The organism is Microcoleus sp. B3-A4 (genome assembly GCF_036705385.1).
In the GTDB taxonomy this organism is placed as follows: Bacteria; Cyanobacteriota; Cyanobacteriia; order Cyanobacteriales; family Microcoleaceae; genus Microcoleus.
In genome coordinates this window covers 168,856-187,536 of record NZ_JAUBUI010000002.1, presented here as the reverse complement: position 1 = coordinate 187,536, position 18,681 = coordinate 168,856, and the positions used below count along the sequence as shown (strand labels likewise).

The 18,681-nt window shown below is 45.2% G+C and carries 18 protein-coding genes; 13 read left to right on the top strand and 5 right to left on the bottom strand.

All coding sequences use genetic code 11. From position 1 onward, the window contains the following. The first annotated feature begins 66 nt into the window (after nucleotides 1–66). From QUB33_RS02305 to QUB33_RS02295, 3 genes are all read left to right on the top strand, one after another. A complete protein-coding gene (locus QUB33_RS02305; RefSeq protein WP_333346685.1) occupies nucleotides 67–3,270 on the top strand; it encodes an efflux RND transporter permease subunit in 3,204 nt (1,067 codons plus the stop codon). Nucleotides 3,271–3,297: 27 nt separating this feature from the next. Next, nucleotides 3,298–3,477 carry a hypothetical protein gene (locus QUB33_RS02300; protein WP_333346680.1) on the top strand — a complete coding sequence of 60 codons (180 nt, stop codon included), beginning with the start codon at nucleotides 3,298–3,300 and terminating at the stop codon, nucleotides 3,475–3,477. Between the two features lie 210 nt (nucleotides 3,478–3,687). Then, nucleotides 3,688–3,960: a hypothetical protein gene (locus tag QUB33_RS02295; protein ID WP_333346677.1), complete on the top strand. Its 273-nt coding sequence runs from the start codon at nucleotides 3,688–3,690 to the stop codon at nucleotides 3,958–3,960. 140 nt (nucleotides 3,961–4,100) lie between these two features. Here QUB33_RS02295 and QUB33_RS02290 read toward each other — a convergent pair whose 3' ends face one another. Then, the gene (locus QUB33_RS02290) at nucleotides 4,101–4,310 is read right to left on the bottom strand and encodes a hypothetical protein (RefSeq protein WP_333346674.1); all 210 of its coding nucleotides are present in this window, start codon (nucleotides 4,308–4,310) and stop codon (nucleotides 4,101–4,103) included. Between the two features lie 288 nt (nucleotides 4,311–4,598). Here QUB33_RS02290 and QUB33_RS02285 point away from each other — a divergent pair, with 288 nt between their 5' ends. The 3 genes from QUB33_RS02285 to QUB33_RS02275 all read left to right on the top strand — a co-directional run bounded on the left by QUB33_RS02285 (nucleotide 4,599) and on the right by QUB33_RS02275 (nucleotide 8,915). Further along, entirely contained in the window at nucleotides 4,599–5,993 is a 1,395-nt protein-coding gene (locus tag QUB33_RS02285; protein WP_333346670.1) for an ATP-binding protein, read from the top strand. 22 nt (nucleotides 5,994–6,015) lie between these two features. Further along, nucleotides 6,016–7,623 (top strand): tetratricopeptide repeat protein, encoded by a 1,608-nt coding sequence (locus tag QUB33_RS02280; RefSeq protein ID WP_333346667.1) that lies wholly within the window; start codon nucleotides 6,016–6,018, stop codon nucleotides 7,621–7,623. Nucleotides 7,624–7,886: 263 nt separating this feature from the next. After that, nucleotides 7,887–8,915 carry a hypothetical protein gene (locus QUB33_RS02275; protein WP_333045310.1) on the top strand — a complete coding sequence of 343 codons (1,029 nt, stop codon included), beginning with the start codon at nucleotides 7,887–7,889 and terminating at the stop codon, nucleotides 8,913–8,915. 60 nt (nucleotides 8,916–8,975) lie between these two features. On the opposite strand, the gene QUB33_RS02270 is transcribed toward QUB33_RS02275, so the two are convergent. From QUB33_RS02270 to QUB33_RS02260, 3 genes are all read right to left on the bottom strand, one after another. Then, entirely contained in the window at nucleotides 8,976–9,401 is a 426-nt protein-coding gene (locus QUB33_RS02270; protein WP_333346664.1) for a transporter suffix domain-containing protein, read from the bottom strand. A 63-nt stretch (nucleotides 9,402–9,464) separates the two neighbouring features. Continuing rightward, nucleotides 9,465–10,283, bottom strand: a complete 819-nt coding sequence (locus tag QUB33_RS02265) for a carbohydrate ABC transporter permease (protein WP_333346661.1) — start codon at nucleotides 10,281–10,283, stop codon at nucleotides 9,465–9,467. Between the two features lie 238 nt (nucleotides 10,284–10,521). Further along, a complete protein-coding gene (locus QUB33_RS02260) occupies nucleotides 10,522–10,719 on the bottom strand; it encodes a hypothetical protein (protein WP_333234301.1) in 198 nt (65 codons plus the stop codon). Nucleotides 10,720–10,783: 64 nt separating this feature from the next. Between QUB33_RS02260 and QUB33_RS02255 the strand changes: the two genes are divergently transcribed. The 7 genes from QUB33_RS02255 to rdgB all read left to right on the top strand — a co-directional run bounded on the left by QUB33_RS02255 (nucleotide 10,784) and on the right by rdgB (nucleotide 18,116). Beyond that, entirely contained in the window at nucleotides 10,784–11,476 is a 693-nt protein-coding gene (locus tag QUB33_RS02255) for an aldehyde oxygenase (deformylating) (RefSeq protein WP_190658763.1), read from the top strand. Between the two features lie 149 nt (nucleotides 11,477–11,625). Next, nucleotides 11,626–12,651 carry a long-chain acyl-[acyl-carrier-protein] reductase gene (locus QUB33_RS02250; protein ID WP_006633353.1) on the top strand — a complete coding sequence of 342 codons (1,026 nt, stop codon included), beginning with the start codon at nucleotides 11,626–11,628 and terminating at the stop codon, nucleotides 12,649–12,651. Nucleotides 12,652–12,905: 254 nt separating this feature from the next. Further along, complete coding sequence (accA, locus tag QUB33_RS02245) at nucleotides 12,906–13,886, top strand: acetyl-CoA carboxylase carboxyl transferase subunit alpha (RefSeq protein WP_006633352.1); 981 nt, start codon at nucleotides 12,906–12,908, stop codon at nucleotides 13,884–13,886. 243 nt (nucleotides 13,887–14,129) lie between these two features. Beyond that, nucleotides 14,130–14,855: an SDR family oxidoreductase gene (locus QUB33_RS02240; RefSeq protein ID WP_333346655.1), complete on the top strand. Its 726-nt coding sequence runs from the start codon at nucleotides 14,130–14,132 to the stop codon at nucleotides 14,853–14,855. 111 nt (nucleotides 14,856–14,966) lie between these two features. After that, nucleotides 14,967–15,701, top strand: a complete 735-nt coding sequence (folE, locus tag QUB33_RS02235; protein WP_333346652.1) for a GTP cyclohydrolase I FolE — start codon at nucleotides 14,967–14,969, stop codon at nucleotides 15,699–15,701. A gap of 198 nt (nucleotides 15,702–15,899) precedes the next feature. Then, entirely contained in the window at nucleotides 15,900–17,324 is a 1,425-nt protein-coding gene (locus QUB33_RS02230) for a phosphoglucomutase/phosphomannomutase family protein (protein ID WP_333346649.1), read from the top strand. A 204-nt stretch (nucleotides 17,325–17,528) separates the two neighbouring features. Next, the gene (rdgB, locus tag QUB33_RS02225; protein ID WP_333346646.1) at nucleotides 17,529–18,116 is read left to right on the top strand and encodes an RdgB/HAM1 family non-canonical purine NTP pyrophosphatase; all 588 of its coding nucleotides are present in this window, start codon (nucleotides 17,529–17,531) and stop codon (nucleotides 18,114–18,116) included. A gap of 147 nt (nucleotides 18,117–18,263) precedes the next feature. On the opposite strand, the gene QUB33_RS02220 is transcribed toward rdgB, so the two are convergent. Beyond that, nucleotides 18,264–18,602 (bottom strand): P-II family nitrogen regulator, encoded by a 339-nt coding sequence (locus QUB33_RS02220; RefSeq protein WP_006633346.1) that lies wholly within the window; start codon nucleotides 18,600–18,602, stop codon nucleotides 18,264–18,266. Between the last annotated feature and the right edge of the window lie 79 nt (nucleotides 18,603–18,681).

The following is an 18,681-nucleotide window of genomic DNA, read 5'->3' as shown; positions in this document are numbered from 1 at the left end:
TCCTTAAATCCCGATCGCCATTAGCAATTACTTATTAGCCATCCGCAACTACCCATTACCCAAATAATGTTTGCAGATTTCTTTATTAAACGACCTGTCTTTGCTAGCGTCTGCGCCTTAATTATTGTTTTGGTAGGCGCAATCAGCATTCCCACATTGCCGATCGAACGCTTCCCCGACATCAGCCCCACCCAAATCAACGTCACAGCCAACTATAGCGGTGCGAATGCTGAAGTTGTCGAAAATGCGGTAACAAACATCCTAGAAAGGCAAATCAACGGCATTGAAGGACTGAAATATCTAACTTCCAGTAGCACTAACAGTGGAACTAGCACCATTACAGCCACCTTTGATACTTCCCGCGACAAAGATATCGCCGCCGTCGATGTGCAAAATCGAGTTGCAGTTGCTCAACCACAACTGCCAGATGTCGTACAACGCACAGGAGTTACAGTTACAAAACAATCTAACAGCCTGCTGCTGGCTATAGGATTATTTACCGAAAATAAAGAATACGATACTATATTTTTAAGCAACTACGCCGACCTCTATTTAGCCGATACTTTAAAGAGAGTAAAAGGCGTGGGCGACGTGCGAATTTTTGGGGAAAGACGCTATGCTATGCGCCTGTGGATCGACCCCAATAAATTAGCTGCTCGTAATCTAACAATGCAAGATGTAACAAGAGCAATTAATGAACAAAACTTGCAAGTTGGTGTAGGAAGAATTGGTCAAGAACCCGCCCCAGAGGGGCAAATGTATCAGATTGATTTGACGGCAGAAAGTCGTTTAAAAAGCCCCACAGAATTTGAAGACATCGTTATTAAAAGCGAAGCAAATGGAACTTTAGTTAAATTAAAAGATGTTGGTAGAGCAGAATTAGGAGCAGAAAATTATAACTCTTTCCTGCGGTTCCGAGGTAATGACGCGGTGGGCTTAGGGATTTACCAATTACCCGGAAGTAATGCTCTAAATGTTGCCCAGGCCGTCAAAGCAGAAATGGCAAAGTTAGCTAAAAACTTCCCTCCCGGGGTGATACATAGAATCGCACTAGATACGACTCAATTTGTCCAAGAGTCAATGGCAGAAGTAGTCAAAACTCTGTTTGAAGCAGTCTTGCTAGTGGTAATAGTGATTTTTGTGTTTCTGCAAGATTGGCGCACTACGATTATCCCCACCCTCACAATTCCGATTTCGTTGATTGGGACATTTGCATTTATCAAAGCTTTCGGATTTACGATTAACAGTTTGTCTCTATTTGGTCTTACCTTAGCAACAGGGCTAGTGGTTGATGACGCTATCATCGTAGTCGAAAATATTGACCGTCTAGTCCGCCAAGGTATGAATGCCCGCCAAGCAGCTTCCGAGTCAATGCGGGAACTTTTTAGTGCTGTAATTGCCACTTCCTTAGTATTGATGGCCGTGTTCGTACCAGTGGCATTTTTCCCTGGGACAACGGGAGCACTCTATAAACAATTTGCCCTAACAATTGCTTTTTCCGTGCTGCTTTCTACCTTTATGGCGGTTACTCTTACTCCCTCACTTGCGGCTATATTACTGCGCCCAAGTAAGAAGTTTGGCGGCCCGTTGGGTTGGGTATTTAACCGGATTAATATTTTTCTGGATTGGACGCAAAAGAAATATAGAGATTCATTAATATTTTTAACCAGATTTAAAACCTTTGTTACCCTGTTGTTTATTGCTTCTCTGGGATTCACCGCTTGGCTTTATTTAGCAGTACCGACAGCATTTATCCCAGAGGAAGACCAGGGTTATTTTCTGACAATTATTCAAGGACCTCAAGGCGTTTCGCTGCAATACACCCAGCAGGTGATGGACAAAGTTGAACAAGAAATCCTCAAAGTTCCTGAAGTTGTGGGGACTTTTTCTGTAGGTGGCTTTGGTTTTAGTGGTAACAGTTCCAACCAGGGGATTATATTTACTACACTTAAAGGCTGGGAAGAACGTCACGGAGAAGATCAAACTGTACAAGCGATTATTGGTAAGTTGCGGGGTAAGTTTTTCGCGATTCCAGAAGCTAGGATTTTCCCTGTAAATCCGCCTGCAATTCAAGGTTTAGGTCAATTTGGGGGTTTCCAATTTCAATTGCAAGACCGCAAAGGTAACAGCGGCTTAGATGGCTTAGTCCAGACTATGGGCGGGATTTTAAAGCAGGCAAATCAGACGCCCGGATTGCAGGCGGTATTTAGTACATTTGCAGCGAATACGCCTCAGTTAATTGTGGAAGTTGACCGCAATCGAGCTAAGGCTCTAGATATTCCCATTAATGATGTTTTCAGTACGCTACAAACGGCTCTGGGTGCTCAGTATGTGAACGATTTTAACCTCCAGCAGCGCAATTATCGGGTGTATGTTCAGGCGGATAAACAGTTTCGTGATAACCCTGAAGATATTGGGAAATTGTATGTGCGTTCTGGAAAGAATGAAATGATTTCTTTGAGCAATTTGGTGAAGATAACTCCGGTGGTGGGAGCGCAAAGTGTTAACCACTACAATTTATATAGGTCAATTGAAATTACTGGCACTCCGGCTCCGGGAGCGAGTTCTGGACAGGCACTAAAATCGATGGAAAAGGTGGCAACTCAAATTTTACCAGGAGGTTTTGGCTATGAATGGTCGGGGAGTTCTTTAGAAGAAATTGAATCGGGCGGTCAAGCACCGATTATTTTCGGTTTGGGGCTGATTTTTGTGTTTTTGGTTTTGGCGGCTCAGTATGAAAATTATGTCGATCCTTTCATTATTTTGTTATCGGTTCCTCTGGCGATTTTAGGTGCACTTTTAGCTCAGTCGTTACGGGGTTTGGCGAATGATGTTTATTGCCAAATTGGTTTAGTGATGTTGATTGGATTGGCAAGTAAAAATGCGATTTTAATTGTGGAGTTTGCGAACCAGTTACGGGAGCAGGGGTATTCAATTGCTAAGGCGGCAGTTGAGGCTTCTCAAGAGCGTTTACGACCGATTTTGATGACTTCTCTGGCTTTTGTTTTGGGTATTGCTCCTCTGGTTAACCCAGAAGGTGCGGGTGCAGCGAGTCGCAGATCGCTAGGGAATGCGATCGCGGGGGGAATGGTTGTTTCTACTGTCTTGAGTTTGTTTATAGTGCCGGTTCTGTATGTGGTGGTTGTCTCGGCTCGCGATCGCTTTAAGAAGCGCGATCGACTAGAAAATCTGCCCGAGGATGGCACAATTTTGAACGGGAAAACACCTCCCCACGAGGAGATTGAACGCGATAAAGTATCGCCGTTATAGTTGGTAAGTTGAAAAGGCGATCGTTTTGTGAGTCTCATTGGTGCGATCGCCCAAAACCCGCCAATCCGGCATCAAAACCCCCAAAGTCCCCAGATTAGTCCGGGGCTCAATTCTTCAATCCAAAATCCAAAATCGAAAATCCAAAATGGATTGACGGCGGCCCCCATCTGCGGCTACGCTTTGAAGTTAGAGGTTGCTTGCTTGTAGAGGAGGCAGCCCGCGTCGCCCAAAAATCTAGTTGCACTGCCCAAAGCTGCTCGTAACAGCAATGGACAGCTAACCGCCAAACTGGGACTAGCAGTCTGGAGGCTAACGGAGTATCTTAACATCCTCTGTAGCCGCCCTGCTATGTGTTGAACTGCGGGGCGGCTGGGTTTTTGGGTTTTCCTAGAAAACCCAAAACCAGGAGAATATATTATGTCACAGGAATTCGTGCCTGACGACAACAAGTCCGATCGCCCAAATGACGACTCAACAGCAGTATGCGAACAGGAAGTGGTGCTGTTAACGGTTGTCGGTTCGCCCAAGGGTGTCAGGGAAACCATACTCACTTTGTACCGACTGGGATTTGCCGAAGTCGGCGATTGGAGTCCCGTACAACGTGCAGCTAATCCGAAGCAGGTGATGAGCGTGCTGATCCGTCGGAAGCGATCGACTCATGATACACCGCCGAAAAAATCTGGGCGGTAACTTGCGCTGTCATTCTGAGTGAGTAGCTGAGGATTTACACACGGGTAATCAGAAACCGGGTTTTTTACGAGAAGACGTGTTACAGCGCGCAGATGAGCGTAAAAACCCGGTTTCTTTGGTCACAGTGCGTAAATCCTGTATTATTTCTTCTTGTCTTTCCCTCGTAAGACTCGAACTAACTCAGTCATTGCACGAGTCAGAGTAGCGCTTGCACCAGTTAGAGTAGCAACTGCCAAAATTAATTCAGGTAGTGTTACCCAATATTGCGAAAATTGCGGTGTTTCAACTCGCGCAGGCGTTGTTGCAGGTTGCTCACTGTGGGTGATAGGTTGTTGATTTTGAGATTCCATCTTTTGACTACTCCGATATGTGTGATTGGTGGAGAAGTTCAATTGGCGCCAATTTGCTCTCACATCTCTAGAATCTCTGATGTACAAAGGTTTGAGCGTTCTAGTTTTGGCTCATATCTGTCGCTGCTGATAAAAATGAGCCAAAAATGAACCGCCCAAAAGCCATGTTTTGAGTAAAGCAAGTAAAAATCCTGAAATTATCAGGTATGAATCGAATGTTTTTCCGGAATGCTGCATTTTACATATGTAGTCATTTAGATTATTCTGTTAAATTAAATTTATTGAAGCATGGCTGTTTCTCTCAAAGCATCGAAAGAAGGACTACAAATTGTCGATCGCGAAAGAAGAAAAAAGGGCTGGCAAGCAACAGCAGCTTCTTGGTGTGTCGCGGCTAACACTTCAGAAGCAACCTTGAAGCGATTTAGGCGGAAAATACCAATTCAGCAAGATGTATTTGTTGCTATCTGTGAAGCAGTTGGCATAGAAAACTGGGAACAAATTGTTGACAACACCCCAACCATGCAAACTGCATCATATATGGACTTTAGCGTCTATGACGATACCTGGGTTGGGCGAGAAAGTCTGATTCAACAGTTGAGCGATCGCCTACAGTCTTCCTGTCGTGTCTTGCTATTGGTTGGGATTACAGGTATCGGTAAAACTGCTTTGGCTGAAAAGTTAGTAGAGGAATTGCGAGGAGATTGGACGGAACTCAGGGATAATTTTGAATACGATCAAAAAGCTTCAGATTTTGCCAGTGTGGCGCTGCAATGGCTGGAAAAGTGGAGGGAAACTGTCCCAAAGGACGAGCGAAAACCAGAGCAATTGTTACGGCGGTTAGTCAAACGCTTGCGGGAAAATCGGTATTTAATTCTCATAGATTCTGTAGAGTACCTATTAACAGGAAATGAAGAGGATGGCTGGGGTGATTTTGCTGATGAGTGGTGGGGTAAGTTTTTTGTAAGTTTGTTGGCGCCAGAATCATCTTGTCAAAGTCGCTTCATTCTTACATCTCAGGATTTGCCAACTAAGTTTGAAGGAGAGTGCGATCGCTACAACAATCTCTGGTATTGCCAACTTTTGAAAGGACTAGAAGTACCTGATCAAGTGGCGTTATTTCAAAAAGCTGAACTTGATGGGGATTTGGAATTACCACATAGTCCCCTGCGAGTAATTGGGGAAGTTTATGACGGACATCCTTTAGCTTTGCGGACAATCGCTGGAGAAATTAAGGGTTCCTATGGTGGGAAAGTCAGGGCTTATTGGAAAGATAACAGTGGTTATATTGAAAAGGTAAAAGAGGCTATTGACGAAGCTCGTAACCAAGGAATAGTTAAAGGAGATGAGGATAGGTGGCAGTTAGCATCATATACTACCGTCTTGCGAAGGAAAGTCAAGGAACGAATTGAGAAGACATTTGACAGGCTAAAAAAAGATGTTTATGATGCTTATCTTTTGTTTTGTACTGCTTCAGTATATCGCTGCGAAGTGAAAGAAAAGTGGTGGCTGATAAATTTAGAAGACGAGGGTTACAGTGAGGAGCGGCAAAAAGCAGCAATGCAAACTTTGCGTGATCGGTATTTAGTTGAAGATGGAGGAATTGATGATGAAGATAATCGGCTGGTGGGACAACATAATTTGATTCGCAGTGTGGCGATATCTCACCGATTAATGCTACCATGAATTTAAAAAACAGGAGTTAACTATGGAAAATAATCTTACACCACATGGTAATTTAGTTTTGGAAAAGTTAGGTATCAATCCTCATAATCTCGCTACTGATTTTCCAAATCGCGAGCAGCGGCTTCAGTACAGAGCAGTAGTAAACTGGCTTACAGATTACCAACCCAACTCAGATGCTACTAATTTGGAAAAAGTGAAGGGCTATTTGGAGGTGTTTTACCATCTTTGTGGGGTGGAAGATTGGGAGAGAGCCAAAGAAATACTTTTTGTTTCTCTGAATACGCCTACTCAACAGAAATTAGTACACCAGATGAGAACGTGGGCTTATTATCGAGAGCAGATACAACTATACATAATAATGTTGGGTAAGTTGAGTGGTGAAGTTGAACTTGAATTTTTGAGTGGTTTAGGCAATGCTTACTATTGTCTAGGAGAGCATCAAACTTCAATTAGCTACCATAATCAAGCTCTACAAATTACAAAAGATATAGGTGATTTAGAACAAGAAGGAGGCATAATTAGTAACTTAGGTATTAATTATCGCTCAATCTCTAAATTCAAAGAAGCTATAGAATGTCATGAGAGAGCTTTGGAAATCGCTCAAATAACATTGAACAAAGAGAGTGAAGCAAGTTCCTTAAATAATCTGGGAACTATTTACTTCTCGCTAGGGCGTTATCAAATAGCTATTGATTATTACGAGAAGCGTTTAACAATTAATGAACAACTTGGCAACATAATTGGCAAAAAAAATACATTAACAAATTTAGGGAGCATTTATAATAGCCTGGGAGAATATCAAACTGCCCTTAACTACTTTCAGCAAGCTTTAGAAATAGCTAAACAAATAAATGAGCGACGAGGAGAAGAACGAGTATTAAATAATATGGCGGGTACTTTTCATTATTTAGGGCAGTATGAGATGTCAATCAACTACCATCAAAAAGCCTTAGAAATTGCTAGAGAAATTGGAGATCAAGAAGCAGAGGCAGCCATTCTAAGTAATTTGGGAAATACTTATGGAATCATTGGTGATTTGTCTAAGCAAATAGACTATCAGACAAAAGCTTTGGAAATATGCATAAAAATTGGTAATCGCAAAGCAGAGAGCCAGACTTTAGGTGCTTTAGGTACGGCTTATAAGAAAACGGAAAATTTTCAAAATTCTTTTGCTTGTTATCAAAAACAGTTGGTTATTGGTCGTGAACTAAATGATCTAAAAACCGAAGGAAATGCACTAAATAATTTTGGAAGTCTTTATTATGAATTGTCCGATTATAACTCTGCAATTGAATATTTTGATAAAGGATTAAAAATTGCTCGTGAGATTGGGAATAAAAGAGGAGAAGGGAACACACTCTGTAACTATGGAAAAGCTCTCCTAAAACTACAGAAATATCAAGAAGCTTTAGAATATCTGCAAGCATCACTAGAGATTTGCCAAAAAATCGGCAATCTTTCTACACAGGCTCAAAATTTCAAAAGTTTGGCTGAACTTCACCAGTTGGATAATAAGAATCTAGCTCTTGAGTATTGCGATCGCGCCTTATCTATCGCCACAGAGTTAGGCATCCCGTTAGCCAAAGAATGTCAGGAATTGAAGGAACAATTACTCAGCTCACAAACATAAACCGCTCTCGTTTAGCAGCTAAAGTCATTAATTCAATCCCCCCACAGCCAGCACTCGCATCAAGTCCCATCAGGAGGGTGCCCGCAGTCATTTTGGGTATCTTTTCGCCGATCGCACCTCATCGTGCAATAATGATATGACTTGCACAAAAACTCTATTAGTAGGTAAATCTTGCCTACCTTACCGCTACATATAGCGTCTCAACTGTCAACCCGTGCAAGTTACCAATTAAACCGGCTGTTGCACTACACAAATTTTTCCTAATGGCTGAAGTCCCCCTAAATCCCGCAGAACTTGCAGAAGCCCTCAACGGCTTTACCGATATCAATTTCCAATTGCCAGACCCCGAAGACGAACAAATACCAGAGTTTGATTTTGAAAATCAGGTTGACAATGCCTGGAAAGTGTGCGATCGCTTCGACTTGCAAACCGACATTTGGCGGGGACGCATTCTCCGAACAGTTAGAGACAGAGAAAAAAAAGGCGGCGAAGGACGCGGCACTGGCTTTTTGAACTGGCTAAAAGAAAGAGAAATTGGCAAAAGTCAAGCCTATTCTTTGATAGAATTAGCTAATAGTGCTGATACTCTGATCCAGCAAGGAGATTTAGACCCAAATTCCATTAGAAACTTCAGCAAAAGAGCCTTTGTAGAAACCGCCAAAGCATCTCCCGAAGTCCAGCAAATGGTAACAGATGCCGCAGCAAGTGGCGATCGCATCACCCGCCGCGAAGTCAAACAACTCTCCGACGAATGGATGGCAATGAACTCAGATTTATTGCCAGAAGAAGTCAAAGAAAAAGCATCTACCGGTTCTCTACCTTCCCGCTACCTCGCTCCTTTAGTCAAAGAAATGGAGAAACTCTCCCCATCTCACCAAAGCGAAATTCAAAAAGAAGTAGCAGAAAATCCCGACGTAGATACTGTCAAACAGCTAACTTCCGACGCCAAAAACTTATCAAAATATCTAGACGCCGCCGCCCAAGTGCAAGCTCTCAATCAGTCTCACTTAGACATGGAAATGGCCTTAGAAGAATCTTTGCGAGTAGGCTGTTTGGGAACCACCGCCGACGTTGTAAAACAAGCCGCACAGCTAGAACAAACAGTAGTCAAACTCTACACAATTTGGAAGCGTTTAGGCAGTTTGGCAGATAGATTGTACGTGGATACAGGAGCAAGCACACCCAATTTGCGGTTGCTTTTGGGATGCTTGGACACTCTTTCGGGAGAAAAGATTGAAGTGGATTTCGGAGACGGAGAACGCTCTATTCGCTTGCAAATTTTCAGCGAATAGCTCAACCTTGACCGCAGATAAAAGCCAACATCCAGGCTCATTATCTGCGTCGAACCCTGTTCATCTGCGGTTAAAATTTCTGATTTTATTCCAAAGATAGCGGGGATGCAAATAACGCCGATATTTGGTAACTACTTCTTTCCCCAAAAGCACTACGCTAATCCAAAAACAAACTTCTGCACCCACAGCCAGAACGACCGATAAAGTAGTTTTTTGAGTAATGTCCAGCGGCAGGAATGGCACAACAAAAAAGATGGCTAACCACGGCAGAAAAGATAGGACAAATAAAAACAAACCGAGCTTTTGCATAGATTCACATAATACAGCTTTGATATCCCCTTTATCTCTTAGTCCGCTTCGAGTGAACTTCGTTTGTATAGTAGCGATTTCAATCGCCGAGTGACAACAAACTCGCATCTTGCACAATGTCAGCAACAGGCAAGATGCCTGTTCCACAAGAACATTTAGTATTGGTGGAACAAGCATCTTGCTTGTTCTTGAGAATGGTTCAACCTATGACTACAAACTTAATGGCCAAGCATCTCCACCTCAATTCTTAATCCCCGTCGCCGCAATCCCTCTAATAAACTGCCGTTGACCGGCCAAAAACAGCAACACCACCGGCACTGTTCCAATTACCACCGCCGCCATCAATAACTGCCAACTGCTAGTAAACTGTTCCTGAAACTCAGCCAGAACTAACTGCACAGTCCGCAACTCCGGTCGCGTCGTAAACACCAGCGGCTTAAACAAATCGTTCCACTCCCCGATAAACGTAAACAAAAACAGCGTCACTAAAGCAGGGCGCGCCAAAGGCAACATCACCTGCCACAACACTTGCCAGCGGTTAGCCCCATCCAGCATTGCAGCCTCCTCTAACTCCACCGGAACAGTCATAAAATACTGGCGCAGCAGAAAAATCCCAAAACCGTTAGCCGCCGTCGGCAAAATCAGCGCCCCGTAAGTATTCAGCAGATGACCCCACTTCAAAACCAAGAAAATGGGAATAACCAAAAGCTGAAACGGAATTACCAGCGTCGCCAAAACCCCCAAAACGATCGCCTGTCGCCCCCGAAACTTCAGCCTGGCCAAAGCATAACCGGCCAAAGCAGAAGTCACAACCTGAAAACCCGTCACTGCCAGCGCCACTAGAGTAGAATTAAGGAATGCCAACAAAAAATTGCCCCGTCGCCAAGCCTCCTGATAGTTCGCCAAAGTCAAGCCTGTGGCCTTGACACCAACACCAGATGGTGAAAGCGAAACCAAAAATACAGCAGCCAGCGGCAGCAGCACCAGCGCAGCCCCCGCCAGCAACAAAATAAAACTCAGCAGTTCCAGCGATTGAGATCTGTCAAAGGATTTACCCATAAATTTGTGAATTAACCTAAAATAATAAGCCTGTGAGGTTCTACAACCCGATCGCCTCCCAGAGGATTCCCATACAACAACATAATATGTCGTCGTAGAGGGAAAGAAGGAGTACCAAGCGAGAAAGTTGTGGTTAGGATATAATGTTACAGATAGAGTTGGTACTGTAAAACCCTTAAAGGTGGAGACATAGACCGTATTTCTATCATCTATTTCCGGGCACAAGATCGGCTAACGACTAATTCAAGTAATTAGTAAATAGATAGCATTCTAGCGATAGTCTTTCTGGAGTGTTCGACGGCAAAAGTCCGGCAAACACGCTGAGGACGCCAGTTTTTCCCGGAACGTCAAAGAAAAGTTCTTTGTCGAAAGAATCCTCAGCTATAATCTCTGATTTAGATGGGGTGCGTTCAAAAAAGGTAAAGTGCACTGTCACTGACCCCCAATTTTAAAGGGGTTTCCAAACATCCCACAAGCTTATATGAGGAGAATACATATCTATGCCCCAGCTTGAGGCCAGCCCAACAATTGACTTTCAAACCGAAACTTACAAAGATGCTTACAGCCGCATCAACGCCATTGTGATTGAAGGCGAACAAGAAGCTCACGACAATTACCTGACACTGGCCGAACTGTTGGCGGACAAAAAAGCAGAGTTAGTTGGCTTGTCCAAGATGGAGAACCGCCACATGAAAGGCTTCCAAGCTTGTGGCCGGAATCTTAAAGTCACGCCCGACATGGCATTTGCCAAAGAGTTCTTTTCGGACCTGCACAAAAACTTCCAGACGGCAGCGGCCCAAGGTCAGATTGTAACTTGCTTGTTGATTCAATCGCTAATTATCGAGTGTTTTGCGATCGCAGCTTACAACATCTACATCCCCGTCGCCGATGACTTTGCTCGCAAAATCACCGAAGGCGTCGTCAAAGAAGAATACAGCCACCTCAACTTTGGGGAAGTCTGGCTGCAAGCTCACTTTGAGGAATCCAAAGCGGAACTAGAAGCCGCCAACCGCCAAAACCTGCCCATCATCTGGAAACTGCTAAACGCTGTCGCAGACGATGCCCGCGTCTTGGGAATGGAAAAAGACGCTTTAATCGAAGACTTTATGATTGCCTACGGCGAAGCTCTAGGCAACATAGGCTTTAACAACCGCGATATCATGCGGATGTCAGCACAAGGCCTCGCAGCCTAGTTAATTCGGAAATAAGGAATGGGAAAAAAATTAAAAATTAAAAATTAAAAATGGGATAACTCATTTTAAAATATAAATTTTTAATCTTCCCATCTTCCATCTTCCATCTTTCATCTTCCACCTTCCATCTTCCTTCATTTGACAACTTAATGTTTGGTCTAATCGGTCACTTAACCAGCTTAGAACACGCCCAATCAGTAGCTAACGAGCTGGGCTATCCAGAATATGCCGATCAAGGTCTCGATTTTTGGTGCAGCGCACCGCCCCAAATAGTTGATCATATCACGGTAACAAGCATCACTGGACAAAAAATAGAAGGCCACTATGTGGAGTCCTGCTTTCTGCCAGAAATGCTCGCCACTCGCCGGATTAAAGCAGCCACTCGCAAAATCCTTAATGCGATGGCACACGCTCAAAAACACGGGATTAACATCACTGCTTTAGGCGGCTTTTCTTCGATCATTTTTGAGACTTTCAACTTGCAGCAAATTAAGCAAATTCGCAATCTCAAGTTGGAGTTCGAGCGCTTCACCACTGGTAACACTCACACGGCTTATATCCTCTGCCGCCAAGTAGAAGAAGCAGCCCCAAAATTGGGGATTGAACTTTCAAAAGCCACTGTAGCCGTTTGCGGTGCTACTGGCGATATTGGCAGTGCTGTCTGTCGCTGGCTCAATGTTAAAACAAATGTAGCAGAATTGTTGCTCATTGCCCGCGACAAAGAACGATTGCAAGATTTGCAATCGGAATTGGGCCGCGGCAAAATCATGGATTTGGAAGAAGCCCTGCCCCAAGCGGATATTGTAGTGTGGGTAGCCAGTATGCCAAAGGGAGTAGAAATTGACCCTAAGACATTGAAGCAACCCTGTTTATTGATTGACGGTGGCTATCCGAAAAATTTGGCAACTCAGGTTCAGCATCCCGGAATTTACGTACTAAATGGCGGGATTGTGGAGCATTCCCTCGATATTGAGTGGAAAATTATGAAGATTGTCAATATGGATGTACCGGGCAGACAGTTGTTTGCGTGTTTTGCAGAATCAATGCTGCTGGAATTTGAAAAATTGTATACCAATTTTTCTTGGGGACGGAATCAAATTACTGTGGAAAAGATGGAGCAAATCGGTCTTATTTCTGTCAAACACGGTTTCCGACCTTTATTAATGTCAGTTTGATTTTAAGAGTCAACAGTTAAATGGGAAATTTTAACTGTTGACTCTTTCGTTAGCATCGGAATAATATTTTTCCGAGTGCAGCGCGAGCTTCCGGGTCGCGCTATATGATAATTATGATGCGACCAAATTTGATATCATACAAAATTTAAAACCCAAAGTTGGCAATTTTTCCGTCTTTTTTACTATCCCCAGACAGGGTAGGATCGGAAAATAGTCGATCGACTAAACCTCAAAACCTTATAGAAATTATCAGCGTGGCAAACCCAGACCGCAAACCACTACTCCTAGATTTTGAAAAGCCGCTGGCGGAACTAGAAACCCGAATTCACCAGATCCGCGAACTCGCCGAAGAAAACAGCGTCGATGTTACCGACGAAATTCGCAAACTCGAAGCTCGCTCGACACAACTGCGACAAGAAATTTTCAGCAGCTTGTCCCCCATGCAGCGGCTGCAACTCGCCCGTCACCCGCGCCGCCCCAGCACCCTCGATTACATTCAGGCAATTAGCGACGAGTGGATAGAGCTTCACGGCGATCGGCGCGGCGGAGACGACCCGGCCCTCGTCGGCGGAATTGCCCGCATAGACGGGCGTCCCACAGTCATCATCGGCCATCAAAAAGGCCGTGACACTAAAGACAATATCGCCCGCAACTTCGGCATGGCTGCTCCCGGCGGCTACCGCAAAGCCCTGCGGTTGATGGAACACGCCGATCGCTTCGGAATGCCAATTTTCACGTTTATCGACACTCCCGGGGCTTGGGCGGGCTTAGAAGCAGAACAGCTCGGACAGGGAGAGGCGATCGCCTGCAACCTCCGAGAAATGTTTCGCCTCGACGTTCCCATTATTTGCACCGTCATCGGCGAAGGCGGTTCCGGTGGCGCCTTGGGTATCGGCGTCGGCGAGCGGCTGTTGATGCTGGAACATTCCGTCTACACCGTCGCCACTCCCGAAGCTTGTGCGGCCATTCTCTGGAAAGACTCTGGCAAAGCTAACTTGGCTGCAGAAGCCCTGAAAATCACTTCCTGGGACTTGAAAAACCTCGGCATTCTCGATCAAATAGTACCCGAGCCGATCGGTGGCGCTCACTCGAATCCCCTCAAAGCCGCTTCCATGCTCAAACAAGCTTTGTTGGAAAACTTAGCAGAACTCACACAGCTTACGGCTCAGCAGCGACGCGAGCTTCGGTATCAAAAGTTTCGCCATATCGGTGTATTCACTGAAATTTCTGCTTGAGCCGATCGATTCAGAGTTATCAGTTATGTAGTGAACAATCTCTTAACTTCCAACTCATAACTGATAACTCACTATTCTGCGGATCTGTCAGCAGTGTTATAATTTCTCAGGTGACACGGCTTAACAGTTCTTAATGTTCATCTCATAATTAACTGTTATCACCCGCAGCAGACAGTTGTCTAATTTGCCTCAGAAGGCTGCAACGCTGTAGGGAGTTGCCGAGCGAAAGTATTAGGACACTGAATGAACCATCCAACAACAAAGCAGGCTCTGATAACCGGAGCCAGCAGCGGTATTGGCAAAGCAACGGCTCTAGCGTTCGCCGCCGAGGGCATAAATCTGGCCTTAGTTAGCCGAGAGTCGGAAAACTTAGAAGCCGTTGCCGCAGCAGCCCGAGAAGTCGGAGTGAAAGCAGAAGCTTATCCCTTAGACTTGGCAAAAATTGAGCAAGTGCAAAGCAGCATCAGCGCGATCGCATCTCAATTGGGTTCCGTAGATATCCTGGTCAACAGCGCTGGCATGGGCTACACCGGCTCATTGACCGAAACGCCGCTAGCCGAGTGGCAGAGCGTTCTAGACCTCAATCTGACTAGCGTTTGGCAGTGCATTTTAGGAGTTTTGCCCTCCATGCGCGATCGCGGATCGGGAATCATCATCAACGTTTCCTCGATCGCCGGCAGCCAAACCTTCCCCAACTGGGGAGCCTACTGCGTCAGCAAATTCGGTCTCATGGCTTTGTCTAAAACCTTAGCCGCCGAAGAACGCGCTCACGGAATTCGCGTAACAGCAATCTGTCCGGGTTCTGTCAATACTCCCATGTGGGACACAGACACCGTGCACGCCGACTTCGATCGCACCGCCATGTTAACCCCAGAAATCGTCGCCAAATCAATTCTGCACGCAGTTCAGTTGCCAGCAAGTGCAGTAATTGAAGAAATCACGCTCATGTCCAACGCAGGAGTTTTGTGAACTTGAGATTTTAGACTGCTGGATTTTTCTCGAATTCAACAATCTTTGAATCTCTAGCTATATCCCCCAATCGAAAATCGAAATATCGATTCACCCTCACACCAAATTGTTATGACAATTGCATCTTCCGCCGATTCCAATGGCTCGAACTCACTCTCGACTGACAGCATGAAACTGTTACAAACCGCAGAAAACAACACCCCGCGCATCCCAACTCGACCCGATCGCAATTCCTCGAACGGTCAAGAATCCAACGTGCCCAAACCCTCAGAAGTAGGCATGGAAGAAATGATGGAGGCAGTTCGCACAATGCTGCTGGGAGTAGGAGAAGACCCCGAACGCGAAGGATTGCTCAAAACGCCAAAGCGGGTAGCAGAAGCAATGCGGTTTCTCACCAGCGGTTACAGTCAATCCCTCGAAGAACTCCTCAACGGCGCTATCTTTGACGAAGGTCACAACGAAATGGTACTGGTACGAGACATCAGCGTCTTCAGTATGTGCGAACACCATATGCTGCCGTTTATGGGCCGAGTTCACATTGCTTACATTCCCAACCAAAAAGTAGTGGGATTGAGCAAATTAGCCCGAATTTCCGAGATGTACAGCCGTCGGTTGCAGGTGCAAGAACGTTTGACGCGCCAAATTGCCGAAGCAGTTCAGACAATATTGGAACCGAAGGGAGTGGCTGTAGTAATGGAAGCCAGCCATATGTGCATGACGATGCGGGGTGTGCAAAAACCTGGTGCTTGGACGGTTACGAGTGCAATGTTGGGCGTGTTCCAAGAGGAACAGAAAACTCGCGAAGAATTCCTGAATTTGATCCGCCACCAACCGGCATTCTTTTAATCATTAGTCATTAATCATTAGTCATTAGTCATTAGTCATCAGCCAATCACTTTTGGCTGGTGGCTAGCAATCAAGTAATTTGGTCACTAGCCCCCAGATTCATCCGCAGTCGCAATTCCATAATCTAAAATCTAAAATCAGATGACGATCGACTGATAAACCCATAAAATAGACGGGTGACTCATGACTTGTGACTAAATGAATCCTATTAAATTCGGTACAGATGGCTGGCGCGGTATCATTGCTGACGATTTTACATTCGATCGCGTAGCGTTAGTCGCTCCCTTAGCGGCACAAGTTCTCGCACAAACCGGCGGCAGCGATGGCAGCAGCGGTACCGTAATTGTCGGTTACGACCGCCGATTTCTGGCTGAAGAATTTGCCAAAACAGCGGCTGTTGCCATCCAAAACGCAGGATTTGACGTGCTGCTTAGCGAATCCTACGCCCCTACTCCAGCTTTCAGTTTAGCTGCCAAACAATTAAATGCTTTGGGTGCGATCGTCCTGACAGCCAGCCACAATCCCGGTGCATATTTAGGGTTAAAAGTCAAGGGCGGATTTGGCGGTTCAGTTTCGCCCGAAGTTACTCAACAGATAGAAGCAAAACTCGACAATCCGGCGGCACTTTCAGCCACTCCCGGGAAATTGGAGAATTTCAATCCTTGGCCGGCTTACTGCAAAACCTTGCGGGAAATGGTAGATATTGAGGCGATTAAAGAAGCGATCGCCAGCGGCAAAATTACAGTATTTGTAGATGTAATGCACGGTGCCGCAGCCGGAGGATTAGCTCAAATTTTAGAAGAAACAGTACATGAAGTCAACAGCGAGCGAGATCCGCTGTTCGGTGGCGGTGCACCGGAACCTTTGCCGCGCTACCTGTCGCAGTTATTTCGGGTGATGCGTACTCACCAGCGAAAAAATTCTGGTTTGTCGATCGGATTTGTATTTGACGGAGATAGCGATCGAATTGCAGCGGTGGACTCTAGCGGCAACTTTCTCAGTTCACAAATCCTAGTTCCCATATTAATCGAACATTTAGCAAAACGGCGCGGCTTGACCGGGGAAGTCATCAAAACAGTCAGCGGTTCAGACATAATGCCCAAAATTGCCAAGCTGTACGACTTGCCATTATTTGAAACGCCGATCGGTTACAAGTATATAGCCGATCGAATGTTAACAACCCAAGTCTTAGTCGGCGGCGAAGAATCGGGAGGAATTGGCTACGGTACGCACATTCCCGAACGGGATGCTTTGCTGTCAGCGCTGTACTTGTTAGAAGCAGTTGTCAAATCGGGGGAAGACTTAAGCGAGATTTACAGCCGACTCCAACAAGAAACAAGCTTTACTTCAGCTTATGACAGAATAGACTTGCACTTAGCAAACATGGAAGAAAGGTCGCGTTTGCTGTCGCTGCTGCAAAATCAACCCTTAACAGAAATCGCCGGCAAAGCAGTTGTAGATTGCAACAAAGTTGACGGATATAAATTCCGTTTGGCTGACGGAAGCTGGCTGTTAATTCGGTTTAGCGGTACTGAACCGGTGTTGCGGCTGTATTCAGAAGCTGCGACTTTGAAAGAAGTTATGCAAAACTTAAACTGGGCGAAAAAGTGGGCGCATAATTAATCGGAGTTTTCAACCGCAGATAAACGCAGATAAAAATAGCTCAAATACTATCAGCGTTCATCCGTTGATATCTGCGGTCAAAAAATCCCATTATTTCCCAGCCTACAAGTAACCGACTCCCAACCAACCAGAAACAATATAACTTATTTGCGAGCGTGCGACGTTTTTTTTGTTAATATCAATACGTAAGTTTTAATTGAAATAATGACCGATCGCAAATTGTTAGTTGTAGCTACCGGCAATCCGGGTAAACTCAAGGAAATGCAAGTTTATCTTCAGGATTTGGGATGGGAATTGGAACTAAAACCGGAAGAGTTGGAAATCGAGGAAACAGGCGAAACTTTTATTGCTAATGCTTGCTTGAAGGCGTCTGAAGTGGCAAAAGCAACTGGCAAATGGTCGATCGCCGATGATTCTGGTTTAATGGTAGATGCACTCAACGGCCAACCAGGGATTTACTCCGCACGCTACGGGAAAACCGATGCTGACAGGATATCTCGACTTCTCAAAGAATTGGGAAGCGAACAAAACCGGGAAGCACAATTTGTTTGCGCGATCGCGATCGCCCGTCCCGACGGTACAATTGCCTTGCAAGTAGAAGGAATTTGCCGAGGCGAAATCCTGGAGACTCCTCGCGGTACGGGAGGTTTCGGATACGATCCCATTTTCTACGTACCCGCACAGCAACAGACTTTTGCCGAAATGACACCGGATATCAAGCGATCGCACTCTCACCGCGGCCTAGCATTCCAGGCTCTTTTACCACAAATGGCGAACCTTGTCACCCGATAATGAAGAAAAAAGCCAAAACATGGGGTAACTGTGGCATTGGATATTGACACTTAGGTATCAAAACTAAACAGGAAAGAGGTTTTTCGTTGGCAATGATTAGTTACCGATGACCAATTACCAATGCCCAATGCCCAATGCCCCAGTATCTTAGATTGCCTCCAAGTTCTTTTCCCCAGTCCGAATCCGAATAATTTGTTCTACAGGAGAGATGAAAATCTTGCCGTCGCCAATCTCGCCCGTGCGGGAAGCCGCGATAATTTTATCAACCACCATGTCAACCTGATCGTTTTCCACAACAATCTCGACCTTGAGCTTTTGCAAAAACTCAACGGTGTACTCAGAACCGCGATAGCGTTCTGTCATGCCCTTCTGACGGCCAAAACCTCTAACTTCAGAAACAGTCATCCCCACAATACCAGCATTGACGAGTGCGATTTTCACTTCGTCTAGTTTAAAGGGGCGAATAATAGCTTCAACCTTTTTCAAGTTTCTCACTCCTAACAGTTAGTACCTTCGTTATATTACTTAATCGGCGTGACATCTTTTAATATCACTGCCAGCAGCA

Excerpts from the sequence above, each read along its gene's own strand:
- QUB33_RS02305 (WP_333346685.1), top strand. The coding sequence starts at position 67 with ATGTTTGCAGATTTCTTTATTAAACGACCTGTCTTTGCTAGCGTCTGC.
- QUB33_RS02295 (WP_333346677.1), top strand. The coding sequence starts at position 3,688 with ATGTCACAGGAATTCGTGCCTGACGACAACAAGTCCGATCGCCCAAAT.
- QUB33_RS02290 (WP_333346674.1), bottom strand. The coding sequence starts at position 4,310 with ATGGAATCTCAAAATCAACAACCTATCACCCACAGTGAGCAACCTGCA.
- QUB33_RS02285 (WP_333346670.1), top strand. The coding sequence starts at position 4,599 with ATGGCTGTTTCTCTCAAAGCATCGAAAGAAGGACTACAAATTGTCGAT.
- QUB33_RS02280 (WP_333346667.1), top strand. The coding sequence starts at position 6,016 with ATGGAAAATAATCTTACACCACATGGTAATTTAGTTTTGGAAAAGTTA.
- QUB33_RS02275 (WP_333045310.1), top strand. The coding sequence starts at position 7,887 with ATGGCTGAAGTCCCCCTAAATCCCGCAGAACTTGCAGAAGCCCTCAAC.
- QUB33_RS02270 (WP_333346664.1), bottom strand. The coding sequence starts at position 9,401 with ATGCTTGTTCCACCAATACTAAATGTTCTTGTGGAACAGGCATCTTGC.
- QUB33_RS02265 (WP_333346661.1), bottom strand. The coding sequence starts at position 10,283 with ATGGGTAAATCCTTTGACAGATCTCAATCGCTGGAACTGCTGAGTTTT.
- QUB33_RS02255 (WP_190658763.1), top strand. The coding sequence starts at position 10,784 with ATGCCCCAGCTTGAGGCCAGCCCAACAATTGACTTTCAAACCGAAACT.
- QUB33_RS02250 (WP_006633353.1), top strand. The coding sequence starts at position 11,626 with ATGTTTGGTCTAATCGGTCACTTAACCAGCTTAGAACACGCCCAATCA.
- QUB33_RS02240 (WP_333346655.1), top strand. The coding sequence starts at position 14,130 with ATGAACCATCCAACAACAAAGCAGGCTCTGATAACCGGAGCCAGCAGC.
- folE (WP_333346652.1), top strand. The coding sequence starts at position 14,967 with ATGACAATTGCATCTTCCGCCGATTCCAATGGCTCGAACTCACTCTCG.
- QUB33_RS02230 (WP_333346649.1), top strand. The coding sequence starts at position 15,900 with ATGAATCCTATTAAATTCGGTACAGATGGCTGGCGCGGTATCATTGCT.
- rdgB (WP_333346646.1), top strand. The coding sequence starts at position 17,529 with ATGACCGATCGCAAATTGTTAGTTGTAGCTACCGGCAATCCGGGTAAA.